The sequence below is a fragment of the Leucobacter coleopterorum genome (assembly GCF_011382985.1).
GTDB lineage: Bacteria > Actinomycetota > Actinomycetes > Actinomycetales > Microbacteriaceae > Leucobacter > Leucobacter coleopterorum.
Map to the genome: position 1 here is coordinate 1,821,627 of NZ_CP049933.1, position 16,259 is coordinate 1,837,885.

General features: G+C 59.1%; 15 protein-coding genes and 2 pseudogenes. 5 read left to right on the forward strand and 12 right to left on the reverse strand.

The genetic code is table 11. The features are described 5' to 3' along the window. Nucleotides 1-35: 35 nt before the first annotated feature. Nucleotides 36-2,825 carry a hypothetical protein gene (locus G7066_RS08590; RefSeq protein ID WP_166330455.1) on the forward strand — a complete coding sequence of 930 codons (2,790 nt, stop codon included), beginning with the start codon at nt 36-38 and terminating at the stop codon, nt 2,823-2,825. Between the two features lie 3 nt (nt 2,826-2,828). On the opposite strand, the pseudogene G7066_RS08595 reads toward G7066_RS08590, so the two are convergent. Next, nucleotides 2,829-3,556, reverse strand: a pseudogene (locus G7066_RS08595) (alpha/beta hydrolase). Between the two features lie 89 nt (nt 3,557-3,645). On the opposite strand from G7066_RS08595, the gene G7066_RS08600 reads away from it, so the two are divergent. Then, nucleotides 3,646-4,176 carry a ribonuclease H family protein gene (locus G7066_RS08600; RefSeq protein ID WP_166330457.1) on the forward strand — a complete coding sequence of 177 codons (531 nt, stop codon included), beginning with the start codon at nt 3,646-3,648 and terminating at the stop codon, nt 4,174-4,176. A 357-nt stretch (nt 4,177-4,533) separates the two neighbouring features. Here the strand turns inward: G7066_RS08600 and G7066_RS08605 are convergent, their stop codons facing one another. From G7066_RS08605 to rpsB, 7 genes are all read right to left on the reverse strand, one after another. After that, complete coding sequence (locus G7066_RS08605) at nt 4,534-5,139, reverse strand: aggregation-promoting factor C-terminal-like domain-containing protein (RefSeq protein ID WP_166330459.1); 606 nt, start codon at nt 5,137-5,139, stop codon at nt 4,534-4,536. Nucleotides 5,140-5,242: 103 nt separating this feature from the next. Beyond that, entirely contained in the window at nt 5,243-5,812 is a 570-nt protein-coding gene (locus G7066_RS08610; protein WP_244302843.1) for a DivIVA domain-containing protein, read from the reverse strand. 32 nt (nt 5,813-5,844) lie between these two features. Next, nucleotides 5,845-6,600, reverse strand: a complete 756-nt coding sequence (locus tag G7066_RS08615) for a phosphatidate cytidylyltransferase (protein ID WP_244302844.1) — start codon at nt 6,598-6,600, stop codon at nt 5,845-5,847. Between the two features lie 169 nt (nt 6,601-6,769). After that, the gene (gene frr / locus G7066_RS08620) at nt 6,770-7,324 is read right to left on the reverse strand and encodes a ribosome recycling factor (protein WP_166331991.1); all 555 of its coding nucleotides are present in this window, start codon (nt 7,322-7,324) and stop codon (nt 6,770-6,772) included. Nucleotides 7,325-7,359: 35 nt separating this feature from the next. Further along, the gene (gene pyrH / locus G7066_RS08625) at nt 7,360-8,079 is read right to left on the reverse strand and encodes a UMP kinase (RefSeq protein ID WP_166330464.1); all 720 of its coding nucleotides are present in this window, start codon (nt 8,077-8,079) and stop codon (nt 7,360-7,362) included. Between the two features lie 128 nt (nt 8,080-8,207). Then, nucleotides 8,208-9,038 carry a translation elongation factor Ts gene (tsf, locus tag G7066_RS08630; protein WP_166330466.1) on the reverse strand — a complete coding sequence of 277 codons (831 nt, stop codon included), beginning with the start codon at nt 9,036-9,038 and terminating at the stop codon, nt 8,208-8,210. 46 nt (nt 9,039-9,084) lie between these two features. Further along, nucleotides 9,085-9,954 carry a 30S ribosomal protein S2 gene (rpsB, locus tag G7066_RS08635; RefSeq protein WP_166330468.1) on the reverse strand — a complete coding sequence of 290 codons (870 nt, stop codon included), beginning with the start codon at nt 9,952-9,954 and terminating at the stop codon, nt 9,085-9,087. A 410-nt stretch (nt 9,955-10,364) separates the two neighbouring features. On the opposite strand from rpsB, the gene G7066_RS17870 reads away from it, so the two are divergent. Beyond that, the gene (locus G7066_RS17870; RefSeq protein WP_166330470.1) at nt 10,365-10,907 is read left to right on the forward strand and encodes a M23 family metallopeptidase; all 543 of its coding nucleotides are present in this window, start codon (nt 10,365-10,367) and stop codon (nt 10,905-10,907) included. 19 nt (nt 10,908-10,926) lie between these two features. Here the strand turns inward: G7066_RS17870 and G7066_RS08645 are convergent. The 3 genes and pseudogenes from G7066_RS08645 to G7066_RS08655 form a co-directional block, all read right to left on the reverse strand. Then, nucleotides 10,927-12,071: pseudogene (locus G7066_RS08645) on the reverse strand (tyrosine recombinase). A gap of 134 nt (nt 12,072-12,205) precedes the next feature. After that, on the reverse strand, nt 12,206-12,724 hold the full coding sequence (locus tag G7066_RS16085) for a DNA-processing protein DprA (protein ID WP_244302846.1): 519 nt from the start codon (nt 12,722-12,724) through the stop codon (nt 12,206-12,208). A 432-nt stretch (nt 12,725-13,156) separates the two neighbouring features. After that, entirely contained in the window at nt 13,157-13,795 is a 639-nt protein-coding gene (locus tag G7066_RS08655; protein ID WP_244302847.1) for an ATP-binding protein, read from the reverse strand. A 407-nt stretch (nt 13,796-14,202) separates the two neighbouring features. Here G7066_RS08655 and G7066_RS08660 point away from each other — a divergent pair, with 407 nt between their 5' ends. Continuing rightward, nucleotides 14,203-14,910 (forward strand): hypothetical protein, encoded by a 708-nt coding sequence (locus G7066_RS08660; protein ID WP_166330472.1) that lies wholly within the window; start codon nt 14,203-14,205, stop codon nt 14,908-14,910. Between the two features lie 83 nt (nt 14,911-14,993). Then, a complete protein-coding gene (locus G7066_RS08665) occupies nt 14,994-15,770 on the forward strand; it encodes a hypothetical protein (RefSeq protein ID WP_166330474.1) in 777 nt (258 codons plus the stop codon). Nucleotides 15,771-15,888: 118 nt separating this feature from the next. Here G7066_RS08665 and G7066_RS08670 read toward each other — a convergent pair whose 3' ends face one another. Continuing rightward, a complete protein-coding gene (locus G7066_RS08670) occupies nt 15,889-16,248 on the reverse strand; it encodes a hypothetical protein (RefSeq protein WP_166330476.1) in 360 nt (119 codons plus the stop codon). Between the last annotated feature and the right edge of the window lie 11 nt (nt 16,249-16,259).

Below are 16,259 nucleotides of genomic sequence, written 5' to 3' on the forward strand. Positions count from 1 at the left end.
GGTGGAGCTGAGTTTTCGTCTTATCCGGAGGCCTCGTGTCTGAACCAGCCCAGCAATTTTCCCAAGCCTTCCGCGGCTATAACCGTGAAGAGGTTGATGAGCGCGTTTCAGCTCTCACGGGGCACATCAGTACGCTACAGACTCACCTTGAGGCTTTGCAGCTTGCGCACCAGCAGGCCACCCAGGTGGGTCAAGAGCAGCGCCAGCTCGTCGCCGATCTGCAGGAGCAGGTCGCTGAGCTCGGTGCCAGCGGATACTCCGGCCTCGGGCTCAGGGTAGAAAAGAGCCTGCAGATCGCTGAGGATCACGCCCAGCGCCTCATGGCTCAGGCTGATCTCGATGCAGAAAAACTGCGCAAATCCTCAGAAGAGGAAAGCACCCGGGTTCTGACTCAGGCTCAGCGACGCGCAGATGAAATGCTCGCCTCGGCACACGAACAGGCCGAAATTCTCATCACGGGCGTACGCACCGACGTCGCACAGCAATCCGCCGATGCGAATGCAGAACGCGAACGGCTCCTCGAAGAAGCACGACGCTCGGCAGAACTCGCGCGAAACTCAGCGGAGCGCGAGGCCGCCACTGAACGCGAAACCGCGGAACGAGATGCGCGTGCGAAGCTTGCCCAGGCAACCGCAGAAGCAGAGCGCATCACCTCGGAAGCGCAGGCTGCGGCGAACGAACTGCGCGAGCAGACCGAAAAGCAGGCAGAAGCATTCGAGCGCCAGCGAGCAGAAGACAACCGCGAGGCTGAACTTGAGCGCGCCCGTCTTACGCAAGAGGGTGAGCGCGCTCGCGCTGAGTTCGAGGCCAAGCGTCAGCGCGAAGAATCTGAGCTCGAGGAGCGTTATACGGAGCGCGAGCGCGAGCTAGAGGCCGGCATTGCGGCTCAGCGCCGTTCACTTGATACGGAGATGCAAAACCTCCGCGGTCAAATCGCACAGGAGCGAGCCGAGCACAACGAAGCCCTCGCTAGAGAGCGCGAACTGCACGAGCAGAAGATCGCCACAGAGTTGCAGATCCACACTGATCGCATCACGCAGGAACGGTTCCAGCACGAGGCAACCATTTCTCGGGAACTCGAAGCACAGAAGAGCGAGCTTGCGACTCTTGCCGATCAGGCAGCACGCGAGCGTGCACGCGCCAACGAGCAGGCAGCAGCAGAACGAGCGGATCTGCGGGCTGCCGTTGAAGAGCAGCTGGCCGCAGCGCAGACCGCGCAGCAGCAGCAGCTCGCCACCGAACTTGCCGCGCACCAGGAGCGCATCGAAGAGGAGCGCAGCCAACACGACTTCGAGCTTTCAGCGGAGCGTCGCAACCACGATGAGACCCTGCGTTCAGAAGCTCTAGAACAAAGCGTGCGTCTGCGCAACACCGAAGAGGCACAGCAGGCCAAACTCGCCGACGAGCTCAACGCTCACAACGCACGCCTGTCACAGGAGACGGAAGCTCACAACGCTTCAATCGCCGAAGAGCGCGCAGCACACGAGGCCGCCCTGCAGTCAGAACGCGCGAGCCACGAAGCCACCATCCATGCTGAGCGCACCAATCACGAGGCTGCTCTCCACTCAGAACGCGCTGCGCACGAGGCCCAAATTCAGGCTGAGCTTGAAGCGCACGGTGAGCGCATTCGTTCGGAGCGAGAAGCTCACGAGGCTCGCATTGGTGGCGAGCTTGCCGCTCACCAGGATCGCCTCATCGCGGAGTGGAACGAGCAGAGAGAAAAGATCGCTGCCGAACTCGCAACTCACGAGCAGAATGTCGCGAACGCTCGCCACCAGCTGGAGCGTGAGTTGGCAGCAGAGCGCAGCGCCCACGAGGGTCGTCTCTCTGACGAGACCACAGTGCACGAGGAACGCATCGCGGCCCAGCTGCGAGAGCATCAGCAGCGCCTCGACGACGAACGCACTGCCGCTGAAACCCAGGCGCGTATTGAACGCGAAGAGGCCGCTGCGGCTCTCGGCCTGCAGCGCGAAGAACTTGAGTTGCAGATCGAACGCGAGCGCAGCAAGCTTGCAGCAGATATCGCCCGCGAGAAAGAAGAACAGGATCGCACTCTCGCAGCGGAGTCTGAGCAGCACCGAGCGAATCTCGCACGACAGCAGGAGGAGGCAACGGCAGCGGTTGACCGTGAGGTCGCTGCAAAGCGCGCCGCGGTCACCGAAGAGACCGACCTGTTGCGCGCAAACACTGTCGAAGAACTCGCCGAGTACCGCGCCTCTGAAGAGGCACGCCTTGCCGCTTTGCGCGCCGAGACCGAGGATGCCGTTCGCCAACTGCGCGAGCGCATCGAGCGCGACACACTCGAGTTCAACACCTCATCGAGCCAGCAGCGCGAACAGCTTGAGCAAGATCTGGCCGCGCGACAGCACGAGGCTGCAGAAGCATCACGTCGAGAAATCGAAGCTACGACAAACGAGCTTGCCGAGCTTCGCTCACAGCTCGATGCAGCCCGTGAAGAATACGAAACCATTTCACAGGAGGCGAAGCAGGTTGCACATAACCTGCGTGCAGAGGCAGAACAGCAGGCTGCTGCAACGATCCTTGAGGCAGAGCGACGCGCGCAGACCACGTTTGCGGCGGCCGAAGATCGCGCCACAAAGGTGCTCGCTGCGGCCGAAGATCGCATGACCCAATTGAAGGTCGAACGAGGAGCCGTTGCCCGCTACTTCGAGAGCCTGGGTGAGGTCATCACAAACGCTCAGAAGATGAGCACCGTCGCTGGTCGGTTGGTCGAGCGTCCGGTTGCTGAAGCGGCTGACGGCGAAATCGCTGAAGAAGACACGGACGTTACCCTGCAGATTCCCCAGGCAGATACCGACCGCTAAGCGTTACGCCAGTTGCGCGTCGCTCACTTCTACAGGGAGCGGCGTCGCGGCTGTGCCAATCGTTGCAACAATCTCATTCAATACTCGACGAGTCTGGGTCTCCCCACCCAGAGGTGTTTGCCGTCTTCGACAGCCACAAGACGCGCATTCGGGGCCACTGCAAAGCGCGCTTTAGCTTCTTCCGGGCGAAGATAGTCATCAAACTCTGGAATCAGTGCCACCAATTGCGGCTCAGCGGTGGCCCAGGCAGCAACGTCATCTTCCGTGGCTCGGTGCAATGGCGGCGAGAGCAGGATTGCACCCTCGATATCGTGCTCCAAGCCATACTTCAACGTGAGTTCCGTTCCAAAGGACCAACCGAGCAACCAGGGGTTCGGTAGCCCTCGATCCCGAACAAACGCCATTGCCGCCGCAACGTCTGCTCGCTCAGTGATCCCCTCTCCAAACTCCCCTTCGCTGCTTCCTCGCGGCGAAGTCGTGCCGCGGGTATTGAACCGCAATACGGCAGCGTCGGCGAGTTCAGGCAATCTATTCGCCGCCTTACGCAAGATGTGAGAATCCATGAAGCCACCATGTGTGGGCAGTGGGTGGAGACAAACGAGCGTAGCTTTAGGATCCCGGTCCCGCGGAAGCGCGAGTTCACCCACGAGAGTCAGTCCGTCCGACGTGTGCAATTCGATGTCCTCGCGCCTCGCACGCAGCACCGTGTTGCTCCTGATCGTCGTCTTCACACCGTCTCCTTCGTCGCTTACACGGCCCAGTTATGTTCTCGCGCTTCAGCCTACCTAACCTAAGTTGCACACTCTGGCAAGATAGACGCATGACAATCACGGCTGCGGCAGACGGATCAGCACTCGGCAACCCGGGCCCGGCTGGCTGGGCCTGGGTGATCGACGAGCAGCACTGGCGTGCCGGCGGCTGGCCGCGGGCAACCAATAACCAGGGCGAGCTCATGGCAGTGTTGGATCTGCTGCACGCAACCGCAGATCGCGCTGCAGAACCTCTGCATGTGCTGTGCGACAGCCAGTACGTCATTAACTCGGTCACCCAGTGGATGCCGGGCTGGAAGCGCCGTGGCTGGCGCAAGGCCGACGGAAAACCGGTGCTGAATCGCGATCTGCTTGAACAGCTGGATGCGGCTCTCACAGGGCGCCAGGTGCGGTTTGAGTGGGTGAAGGGGCACGCGGGTCACCCGTTGAACGAAGCTGCTGACGATCGCGCGAGGGCCGCAGCTACGGCGTTTCAGGCTGGTCTTGCGCCGGATCAGGGGCCGGGGTTTGCGGGAACAACTTCCTTACCGATTCCCGAGGTGTCGCTCGAGCAGCCCGCTGCTCCGCCAACGCTGTTCTAAGGGTTCGCGGGCTTCTGTAGCGCTCCGTCCTCAGCGCGCCCAGCCTTGTTTAGGCGAGCCTCCAACAGTGTGAGTGGTAGTGGCGGCGCTCCCGCACCGCTGCCTCGTCGCCAAAAAAGTGCTCGGCGCTCCAGGCAACCAGGTGAGCTTGGCCCACGGGTATCTCAGTACCGCACTCCGGGCACCGATACGCTTTTTCTGCACGGTGGGCAGGAATCTCACGCACGAACCATTCGACGCCGCGCCTGAATTCTTTCCGTGCTCCCCATAGGCGAGCCGAGTCACGTCGCGGGGTGGCTCCTGAGCCAGGCGCTGATACTTACTGGGTCGACGATTACGCGCCATGTTATTGACGGCTTACCACCAGTGGTTTGAAATCCAGAAGTCGTAGGCAGCGGCCCAGCTTCCGTAGCGATCAACCGCATAGCCGGTCGCCCACCTCAGGTTATCAACCGGGTCATAACCGCTTCCAGGAACCTTGCTGCAGGGCAGGGCCTGGATCAACCCGCAAGCCCCCGAACTCGCATTGGTCGCGTTGGGGTTCCAGCCGCTCTCACGCGAGGCGATGTAGTCGACGTAGCCCCAGTCGGACTCCGCAATGCCAGCGGCAGCCATCCACTCGGCTGGCGATCCACCACCCGAGTATTTCGGAGGCGCACTCGAAGAAGACTGATTTGAGGTTGCAGCGGCAGCTTCTGCCGCCTTTGCAGCTTTCTCGGCTTCTTGCTTACGCTTTACCTCTGCGGGATCAGGCAGTTGAACCGCCACCACATCGGTGTACACCAGGTCGGCATCGGCAGTCTCGTTTGGCACGAACTCCTGATGGATGCGAGCCTTAAACGCCATCGTCTCCGCCTCAGCCGGAGCAACCGGCATGGCAAACGGAGCGACAACAGCAGCTCCAAGGAATCCGGCGACGGCAACCACCGCAAGGGGCGCGCGAAAGCGGGACCAGAAGGTCATTGAAGAAGGTCTCGAAGAAGCCACAATATTACGATTCTATATCAGGCAGCCGCGTCTCTCAACGCCACTGCACTTAAATCACAGTTTTGACCCAGGCGACGACCTAGCGTGTTGCAAGAATCAGCTCAACCACTCCGTCAAGGAGCGCATCAACCTGGTCCTCATCGTAGCCTCGCCACTGCGAATGGAATACAACATCGCGAACCTCAGCCGGGCTAAGACTCAGTTCCCGGTTCTCGAACATTCCAGCAACACGATCCAAGAATGCATCAACCTGAGCTCGACGGTAACCCGTCGCAAAGATTCCGCGCCTGCGAAATCGCTTACCGCGGGGTCGTTGCAACCTGCCACGCACCTCAGAGAGGAGCGCGCGAGTGTCATCCCACCAGGCGTCCTCGCCCTGGGCACGCACCTGCGCACGCCGCTCACGCTCAAAAAAGACTTCCTCAAGGCGATCCATAGCGGCGTCAACGTAACGCGCAGAATATCCCCCACTCTTCACCGCAAATGCCATGCGGCGCACCTCATCGGCAGTCATCGGAGCGTCGCTCGCAACACCACCCTCGTAGGTCGCGCGGGCCCTGTCCAGAAAGCTATCGACCTGCTCTTGGTTGTATCCGAGTTGACGTTTTGTTGCGATGGGAAAAGCTGAGTGCACCACTCCATTCTGCACAGCGGATTTCTCCTTCCGCTGAGAATACCTGGTCACGAGACTACCCCGAGAGTCAAAGCGACACCGTACACGCCAACCGCAGAGGGAAGGATCGAATCAAGGCGATCGAGAAATCCACCGTGTCCAGGGATCCAACTACTCATATCTTTAACCCCCAGGTTTCGCTTAATGAGTGATTCAGTGAGGTCACCACCTGTAGCGGTGAGCAGCACAACAACGCCGAGCACGATCCCGACCCACCACGGCTGGTCAAGGGCGAAGATAGACACCACAACACCAACAGCGACAGCGGCAGCGGCAGCGCCCGCAAACCCCTCCCAGGTTTTGTTCGGGCTGATCCGGGGAGTCATTTTGTGCTTACCGAGCGTCACACCTGCGGCATAGGCACCAACGTCAACCGACACAACAATCGCGACGAGCGCAAGAACCCACCACTGCCCGTTATCTTTTGCGACCAACAGCACTGTAAACGAAGCAAGAAAGGCAACGTAGACAAGACTAAAGAGGCCAGAGAACACATCCCGCACAAGCGTGCGAGGTGGCATCTCCCAGCGTGGAATCAGCCCCTCAATGAGTCGCCAAGCCGTGAGAATGGCAGATCCCACGAACAACCCAATGAGCATGCCCTCCGCCCGCCAGAAATAGGCCCCGGCGACGACCACAAGCCCACCCAACACGACCCCAATGCGCGGAACACGCCTTCCAGCAACTCTGAACGCAGACGCCAGCTCAACCAGGGCGATCGAAACAATGATCGCGACCAACAGCACAAAGACTTGCTTGATCAAAAACAGGCTGGCGAGAAAGACCGCCCCAAAAATGAGCCCTGAAGCAATCGCGAAAAAAAGATTCCGCCCGCCCGGGCCTCAATTTTGGCGTTGGTCGCCTCCAGTTGTGCGCGGGTCGATTCCAGGTGAGCCCTGATCTCGTCCCGCCGATCCGCGCCCGACATCGTGGCTAGACCTCCAGCAGTTCAGCCTCTTTGCGCTTCAGCGCATCGTCGATCTGCTCGACGTACTGTTTCGTCATCGCTTCGAGCTCTTTTTCAGCGCGACCAATCTCGTCTTCGCCAACCTCGCCCTTCAGCGCATCAAACTCGCCCATGCCGTGACGGCGAACGTTACGGATCGCAACACGCGCGTCTTCGGCTTTGCCCTTAACGATCTTCACGAACTCCTTGCGGCGTTCCTCCGTGAGATCAGGAAGCGTGACGCGAATAACGGTACCGTCATTCGAGGGGTTTGCGCCCAGGTTCGGCATGTCACGGATTGCCTGCTCGATATCTTTCATCGCTCCCTTGTCGTAGGGTGTAATGAGAAGACTGCGCGCATCCTGGTTCTGCACAGAGGCAAGCTGCGGCAGGGGCGTCGGCGTGCCGTAGTAGTCGACCATCAGGTTCTGCAGCAGTGCGGGGTTTGCCCGACCGGTGCGCACCGTAGCGAAGCTCTCTTTCGCGGATTCGACCGCCTTAGTCATGCGGTCAGTTACGTCTGCGAAGACCTCATCGATCACGGTGTTCTCCTTCTGAAGTGGTTCGTCAATCAAGTTTAGCGGTGTACGAGCGTGCCGAGCTTCTCGCCACGGATCGCGGCGGTGACATTTCCGGCCGGCTCCATACCAAAAACGCGCATCGGCATACCGTTGTCCATGCAGAGGCTAAACGAGGTCGAATCAACGACCTTGAGGCCGCGCACGAGCGCATCGTTGTAGGTGATCTGCTCGATGAGTGTGGCGTTCGGATCTTTGTGAGGATCTGCGGTGTAGACACCGTCGACGCCGTTTTTAGCAACGAGAACCTCATCAGCGTGGATCTCAAGTGCACGCTGTGCCGCGACAGTATCTGTTGAGAAATACGGAAGCCCAGCACCCGCCCCGAAAATGACAACACGTCCCTTTTCAAGGTGGCGGATTGCACGCAACGGAATATAAGTTTCAGCGACCTGAGTCATGGTGATTGCCGACTGTACGCGACTATCAACACCGGCCTGCTCAAGAAAGTCCTGCAGCGCGAGAGCATTCATAACCGTGCCAAGCATGCCCATGTAGTCAGCGCGCGCACGATCCATGCCGCGCTGCGAGAGTTCGGCACCACGGAAGAAGTTACCACCGCCCACCACCACCGCGACCTCGGAGGTTTCAACGGCAGCCGCAATCTCGCGGGCAATCTGGCTCACCACGTCAGGGTTCACACCGAGAGTGCCACCTCCAAACGCCTCCCCTGAAAGCTTGAGCATGACTCGGCGCTTGCGATCGACAGTCTGGGGCATGGGTGTTTCTCCTTCTCGAGCTGGCCTCAGAACAGACTACTGGGCCTACCGGTGATCATGCTGCGCGCCCGGCGGAACACACAGCAAAGAGGCCCGAGCAAATGCTCGGGCCTCTCAGCGTTTAAACGTTACGCGCCAACCTTGCTGCGGGCGAAGCTCTTGACGGTGATGCCGGCTGCGTCGGCAACCTTCTTCACGTCACGCTTCTCCTCGTCAAGTGCGTGCACCTGCTCGTTCAGAACGACCTGCTTGAAGAATGCGTTGAGACGACCCTCAACAATCTTCGGCAGAGCAGCCTCAGGCTTGCCCTCGTTCTTCGAGATCTCGGTGACGATGTCGCGCTCTTTGTCGACGTCGGCCGCGGGAACCTCTTCACGGGTGACGTAAAGGGGATCAGCGAACGAGATGTGCTGAGCGATGCTCAGAGCAGCCTTTGCGTCATCACCCTCGTAACCCACGACCACGCCGATCTGCGGCGGCAGATCCTTCGAGGTGCGGTGAAGGTACACAGCGGTTGCCGGAGCTTCGACGCGCGAGACACGGCGGAGCACGATCTTCTCACCGATAATGGCGGACTCGTCAGTGATGATGTCGTTGACGGTCTTGCCCTCCGCGGGAGCAGCAAGTGCTTCCTCGGCGTTCGCTGCACCAGCGGCCGCGATTGCGTCGAGCACACGCTCAGAGAGCGCGATGAACTTCTCATTCTTCGCAACAAAGTCGGTCTCGCAGACGAGCTCGATCATCGTGGCAGCGCCGTCAGTCTGCTTTACAGCAACCAAGCCCTCGCTTGCCTCACGGTCGCCGCGCTTGGCAACGCCCTTCAGCCCCTTAAGACGCAGGATCTCGATGGCCTTCTCGATGTCACCATCTGCCTCGGTCAGTGCGTTTTTGCTGTCGAGCATGCCGGCGCCGAGGCGCTCGCGCAGCTCTTTAATAGCGGCCATGGATACTGCAGCCATGTGTCACTCCTTAAAAAGTTATTCAGATAAAAGCGGTGGGGCGAAACTACTTCGCGGCTGCTTCTTCGGCGGGAGCCTCAGTTGCAGCGGGTGCTTCTTCAGCCGCGGGTGCCTCAGCGGCAGGAGCCTCTGCTGCCTCTTCGGCGGGCTTTGCATCTGCGTTCAGCAGTTCAACTTCCCATTCAGCGAGCGGCTCAGCAGGAGCCTCTGCACCCTCGGCAGGCTTCTGGTGACGTTCCATCAGGCCCTCAGCAGCAGCGTCTGCAATCACTCGGGTGAGCAACGCAACCGAACGAATGGCGTCATCGTTACCCGGGATCGGGTAGGTGACCTCGTCGGGATCGCAGTTGGTGTCGAGGATTGCGATAACCGGGATACCCAGCTTCTTCGCCTCGTCAATTGCGAGGTGCTCCTTCTTGGTGTCAACGATCCAGATCGCTGACGGAGTCTTGGTCATGTGGCGGATACCACCGAGCGATTTCTGCAGCTTGTCGAGCTCGCGCTTCTTGAGGAGGAGTTCCTTCTTGGTGAAGCCGCTCGTGGTGCCCTCGTAGTCGAGCTGCTCGAGCTCCTTCATGCGCTCAAGGCGGCCCGTGACGGTCTGGAAGTTAGTCAGCAGACCACCCAGCCAACGCTGGTTCACATAGGGCTGGTTGACACGGGTTGCCTGCTCAGCGATTGCTTCCTGAGCCTGCTTCTTGGTGCCAACAAAAAGAATGTTGCCGCCGCGAGCGACGGTGTTCTTGACGAACTCATAGGCGTCATCGATGTACCCGAGCGACTGCTGCAGGTCGATGATGTAAATGCCCGAGCGCTCGGTGAAGATGAAGCGCTTCATCTTCGGGTTCCAGCGGCGGGTCTGGTGCCCGAAGTGGACGCCGCTGTCAAGCAGCTGGCGCATAGTTACAACAGCCATTGCTGTTCTCCTGTTTCTGCGGGCTCAGTGAGCACGCGTTTTCGGTTGAGTATCGACTGCGGTTGCAGCCAGATCCTGGTGCCCGCGGGATCAGCCGCTCCGTTCTTACAAACAGAGACCGTTGGCATCCTCCGGCGAGTGGGCACGCGAAGTCACCTCTTTCAAGGCGCAGCGATAAGTGTATCACCGCTTGCGGTGTGCGCGAGACTGATCTAGGCCTCTGGTGTGGCCGCGCGCCGACTCCTGCAGATGTGTCCGCCGCTTAATGAAACTAGCCTTCCATCTAGTCGAGAGGTGTGCACGGCTGGTGGGTTCGCTCACACCCCTGTCTAACTGTCCTTATCCAAGAAACTTATCCACATTCGCCTTCACACGTCTAGGCCACTTCTCCACTGTGCCAGCCTTGTTCCATGGAAGCTCCCATCCACCGAACCAGGCGCACCCGCAGTGCCCTCGCGGCCGCCGCACTCTGCACCGCACTCTTGTATATTGGTACAACGGCGAGCGCTTCTCCGTTGCCCACAGAGACAACTTCAGTCTCCCCGGCATCATTCGAGCTATGGGTGCCTCCCATCGGAAGCCATCTCACTGTTTTAGGGCCATATTTAGAACCACCCACCCCTTACACTTCAGGGCATCGAGGAATTGACCTTCCGGCTGGGCCCGGACTCTCGGTGCGAGCTCCTGCATCTGGAACAGTGACATTTGTGGGCAGCGTGGTTGATCGCGGAGTATTGTCAGTGAGGGTCGATGAGCACACCGTACTGTCGTTTGAACCGATCAGAAGTGATCTCAGGGAGGGTGATGCTGTGTCAGCTGGGCAGCTTCTTGGCACAGTGTCAAGCGGAGGCCACTGCTTTGACGAGTGCTTGCACCTTGGGGTTCGTGTTGAAGGAGACTACGTGAATCCCCTGCGTTACTTTCGGGGGCGCCCGAAGTTGCGCCCCTGGTAACCCAAGGCAGACACTCGCGTCAGGCGCGCGGGTGGGCCTGACGGTAGCTTTCGGCGAGACGCTCCGTCGACACGTGAGTGTACACCTGCGTACTGGCAAGGCTGGAGTGACCAAGCACTTCTTGTACGACGCGCAGATCGGCTCCCCCGTTCAGAAGGTGAGTGGCTGTTGTGTGGCGCAGTGTATGTGGTCCTCGTGGACCACCCCCCGGTTCCTGATCAAGTTCGCGAGCCACAAGTCGGTAGACCGCGTTACTGCTGAGTTCTCCCCTCGTTTTCCAAGAAACAGCGTCTGTGGTGAACTTGTGCTCCGTTGAGCAAGCATTGGGCGCCCTTCTTCGAGGTAGCGCTCCACTGCTTTGGCAGCAGGCCCTCCAACAGGTACCACACGCTCCTTGTTACCTTTTCCGAGCACCCGCACCAGTCGTTCACGTCGGTCGAAGCCCGTGACCAGCAACCCACACAACTCCGACACCCGCAGCGCAGAAGAATAAAGCAACTCCAGTACCGCGTGGTCCCGCAGGCACTCGGGGTCTCCCCCCGCCGCACGACCGGCGGCACGGTCCAGGATTCGAGTGATCTGAGCATCGCTCAGCACTCGCGGCAGCGTGCGAGGAGCCCGCGGAGCTCGCAGTCGCGACGCGGGGTTTCCAGGCACAAGCCGCTTGCGTTCAAGCCAGACACCAAACGACTTCAGTGTTGCAACGTTACGCGCGATCGTTGTGGAGGCAAGCTGTTTTTGCTGCCGTTCCCATAGCCAACCGCGCATGAGTTCAATATCGCAGTTGCCAACCTCACTGACCCCCCGTTCCTCCGCATATTCACTGAAATTTTGCAGGTCTCTCCGATAAGCCCGCACTGTGTGTGCAGAGTAGCCATACTCCACTTGAACAGCCGCAAGAAACTGCTCTATCACTTCGCCTAGGCTCATACCCTCATTCTCCACGCTTCTGAGACCATTGCACCTCACCCCTTGCGGTGTTTCGTGACGCACGACATACCCCAGAAGCTCGAGTTCGGCAAGCGCTGCACGTACATCATCTACGGCACCACCGGCTGTTCGAGCCGTCTCGGTCGCCGTGCGTCTTCCACGCAGAGGGAGAGCATCGATCACTCGTCGATGCATTGCTGGTTCCCGCGACTGGCTCACACCACTCGAGCCCATGCCGGCTGCCGCTGCACCCTCAATGGCTTGAAGGTCGTCGAGTCCAAGCAGTTCATGCAAGTCGGCACCGCTTGAGATGAGTGTCGCCCCATACTCCCGAATCAGTCGATGGCAACCCAGTGAAGCAGGACTGGTTATGGGGCCGGGAACCGCTCCGAGGGGCGGCCGATCTCTGCACTATGGCCGGCAGTGTTGAGCGAACCGGAGCGCAAGCCCGCCTCGGTAACCAGCGTCGCCCTGGCTAGAGCAGCGATAATTCTATTTCGTTGCAAAAATCGCCAACGAGTCGGTGCTGTGCCCGGAACAACCTCTGAGCAGACAGCTCCAGTCAAGGCAATCTTCTCGAGCAACGACCCATGGGCACTTGGATAGGGTCGGTCTACCCCACCTGCCAGTACGGCAATTGTTGGGGCTTCTGCTGCGAGCGCAGCACGATGAGCTACGGCATCAATTCCATAGGCGGCTCCCGAAACAATTGTGATGCCAGAAGCGCAAACGCCACCCACGAGATCAGCAGTGACATACGTTCCATAGCTTGTGCAGGCCCGCGCACCGACAACAGCGAGAGATGTTTGTTTGAGGAGTGAAGTGTCTCCACGCCCCAGAGCATCACCGGGGCATGCGGACCAAGGTCGTTCAAATGGTTGGGCCACTCTGCCGACTCGGGCAAGACAACGTGAGCCTTCGCCCTGGCAGCGAGTGAAATGTCGTTTAGGACCGCTGCTCTATCTAGACGCGGCAACCACCGCTTTATCCCCGCAGAAACCTGCCGAAGAGACAGCGGCAAATCATTATCCGTGCATCCCAGCGCAGATCTCATCGCGACACCGATGCCTTTAGGGTGCGTCTCGGAGGCTACCAGGTCAAGCGCAGGCGCTGCCCCAATACATCAATAAGAACCGCCGCGACTGCATCTCCAGGCTCTACCATGTGCGACCACACCACCCTCGCTAACATCATGTCGGCGACCTCTTGCGACAGCTCAGCCCCACTCGCACGTGTACTGTCATTCGCACAACCTGATTGGAGGGAAGCCAATCCTTTTCGAAGCTCGCGGTCAGCGCGAATATGAACCAAAGACTTGCTCACAGCAGTTCGCCACCTCGCAAGACGAGGGCTCTAGAGATCTCGCTCCTGCCCGGGCGGTCAAGTCCGATAAGATCCGCAATTGTCCATGCCATTCGCAGAACTCGGTCATACCCCCGAAGGGTGATGGCTCCTCGCGCTAGCGCCTGATCTAGCACCGTCGTATCTTTGCGTGGCAATCTCAGTCGAGCTGCACGCAGCCACGGCCCTTTCACGTCCCCGTTAGTCGTCCACGGCGTACCGTGTAGCCGAGCCGCGGCAGCAGCTCTGGCCAGCGTCACTCGCTCACGCAATTCGCCACTCGTAGGTGATGGAGTACCGATACCGTTCAGCGTCACGCTTGGAACCCGACGAACATCAAGCCGCAGGTCTATGCGGTCTCCCAGTGGGCCAGAAATACGTTGCAAATATCGAATCCGAACATTTGGGGTACATCTACACTGAGCCACCGTATCTGGAGACCCGGCGTATCCACACGGGCAGGGGTTTGCCGCAAGCACCAACTGCACACGAGCGGGAAGCGAAGTACGTATTCGGGAGCGGTGAATCTCAATGCGTCCGGATTCAAGAGGCTGTCGCAGCGCGTCAAGAACTGAGCTCGGAAACTCAGGGGCTTCAGCAACCAATGGAAAGTACACCCCAATTGGGTATTGCCATCATAACCGCCAGGCAGCCCGGTGCAGTGGCGACCTGCAGGGAACTCTCAATCAGGCAGGGTCAGATTGATGACCTTACGCAAATCACGAGCCCCGTTGTGACGGACCACTTTCGAGCAGTTGATACCCTCGGGTGCCATTCGGCCTTGAGTAAGTACTTAACTGATGACACCATTCACTAACGGATGATCGTGAATCACTGTTGTATCGTCGGTCTCACTTTCGTATCCACGGCCCCTTGCCTCTCGAATACGAGTACGTATAAACAGGAACAGGCACCTAGTTGTATTGATCTATCGAATAAGCTATCCCCTCTCATCACGAGGACCTTTCCATATCTGCGACCATACGGAAGAGCGATCCTTGGAAAGCTTCGATACGGTACCTATATGAATGCACCAGTGAACGATCGGCAGGTTGAAGTCTTGCGGTGGATCGCTGACGGCTGCCCCTCAGGCCAATGGGCCGAAGGAGAGAATGCGCCCAAGATCAGCGCCGCTGCGCTGAAGTCCCGTGGTCTCGCAACTGTCACGGGTCACGGCAAAACATGGACCGCAACGATTACCGACACAGGCAAATATTACTTGGAACACGGTGCCTACCCGCCAGGCGCTGAATTGGCCGCCACGATAGTCCCTGCTAACCGCGTACGGCGATCCACGATGCCCGGGCTAGACCTTAGCGAGGGCGCGTCAGCGACACTCGCTGAAGCAAAAGTCTTGATCAAGCGGCTCCAAAGTGAGGGTCCGGTCATTTTCGCCGACCCCGACGAGTCTATTCGGGCCCGCTATCGGCGAATACTGCACGCCTGCAGGACTCACCAACTGGTGCCTGCAGGACAGGAATTGCGGTTCACCGGTCGCAGCTCCGGCGACATTGTCATCATGCTCAGCACAGGGTCTCCTGCCGATGCGACTAAGTGGGATCGCATCCGTACGACTACCCGCAAGGTCACAACGAACCTCGTAGAGCTCCGCAGCGCATTGGAGTCTACGTCGATTCTCCAGGCCGTCACCGAGGGCGTACGTCCTCGCGCAATCGAGGTAGTGCTCGGTCTCGTCGAAGAGCTACAACCTCATGGGCTGAGGCTCGGGTGAATATCAAGCTCAAGACTCCAAAGCTTTTTATTCAAGTCGATACTCGTCGTCGCAACCTTGAATTGTCAGAAATCCTGGATGACGTGCCCCACGTTCCGACCGAGGCCGAACAACGAGCACTACGTCGATCACCATGGAAGCAGGTTCCGAAGTTCGACAGCGTACCTTCCGGTCGATTGCAACTCAAGATCGAACGTGACGGTTCCCATACGGTGGATCTTGGCCGCCAAAGCTATCGATACGAACGCAACAGTGATAGCTGGTCCGACGAGAAGAAGAAACCCCTCGAGAGGCGTCTCCGTGTTATCGCACGCGCCATCAAGGAGGGCGTGGTCGACGATGCTGATGCGCTTGAGCGGGAGAAGCAACGTCGTACGGAGGAATATGAAGCCTACGAGCGGGAGAGGGCCGCAGAGCGACGCGCTTGGGAGGTGGTACGAGAACGTGCTCGTGCGAAGGCGCTCCTCATACAGCGGGAGATGATCTTTGCACGCACCTTTGAAAGCTGGCAAGGAGCTCAAGAGTTGCGCGACTTCGCCAGGCAGCTTGAGGCGGAAGCGACGGCGAAAGGGTTGATCGAAGCACGTCCGAGGTTGCAGGAGTGGCTGGAGTGGGCGCGCACGCGTGCGGACGAGATCGATCCGATCGTGACTCTCCAGCACCTCGACGACGGAGTATTCGATGCAGAACCCTCTGCAGACGACTTACGGCCACACATGGAGGGATGGGATCCCTCCGAACCACACAAGGACTACAGCATCGGTCGTGGCGGCCCACACGGGGAACAGACTCGCCAATCAACTCAACCACGTGCCTGGCACCCGGGGATGCGCGATCAACCCAGCTGGTGGCGTCGTTAAGTCAGGTCGTCTCGAATCGTGCTGCGTCGGCGTGCCCGATAGGCAGAAGTCGGTATGCGATCGAGGCGAAAAAAGAGGTAGCTCACCGTACTCAGATCACGATAGAAGTCACTTATCTCTACCTTTCAGCAGCATTCACTGTGTGGGGAGGGAGCTTGAGAACATTCTCAAGCTCTTCTCGAACATCATCATTCAGGTCATGGGTGGAGAGCAAAGCCTCGCTGTCGATAGCCTGCAGATCTCCCTCGGGAGTGAACCTCAGGTGGCTCTCATGTTCTTTCATTAGTTCCAGTGCGACAGCTCGAGAGAATCCGACTTCCTGAAGGTTAATGACTTTCGGGTCGCTGGAGCCATACTCAACCAGCTTTGCAACATTGAGTCCTGCATTTTCAGCGCCAAGCGCCTGAACGCTGAGGTCATAATAGTTCTCAAGATAGCTGATGATCTTGAATCGTAGGCCCGTTTCAAGATCGCGCATCGTGTTCTCGA

Coding starts and splice junctions, on each gene's coding strand:
- G7066_RS08600 (WP_166330457.1), top strand. CDS start 3,646: ATGACAATCACGGCTGCGGCAGACGGATCAGCACTCGGCAACCCGGGC.
- G7066_RS08605 (WP_166330459.1), bottom strand. CDS start 5,139: ATGACCTTCTGGTCCCGCTTTCGCGCGCCCCTTGCGGTGGTTGCCGTC.
- pyrH (WP_166330464.1), bottom strand. CDS start 8,079: ATGCCCCAGACTGTCGATCGCAAGCGCCGAGTCATGCTCAAGCTTTCA.
- tsf (WP_166330466.1), bottom strand. CDS start 9,038: ATGGCTGCAGTATCCATGGCCGCTATTAAAGAGCTGCGCGAGCGCCTC.
- rpsB (WP_166330468.1), bottom strand. CDS start 9,954: ATGGCTGTTGTAACTATGCGCCAGCTGCTTGACAGCGGCGTCCACTTC.
- G7066_RS17870 (WP_166330470.1), top strand. CDS start 10,365: ATGGAAGCTCCCATCCACCGAACCAGGCGCACCCGCAGTGCCCTCGCG.
- G7066_RS08660 (WP_166330472.1), top strand. CDS start 14,203: ATGAATGCACCAGTGAACGATCGGCAGGTTGAAGTCTTGCGGTGGATC.
- G7066_RS08670 (WP_166330476.1), bottom strand. CDS start 16,248: ATGCGCGATCTTGAAACGGGCCTACGATTCAAGATCATCAGCTATCTT.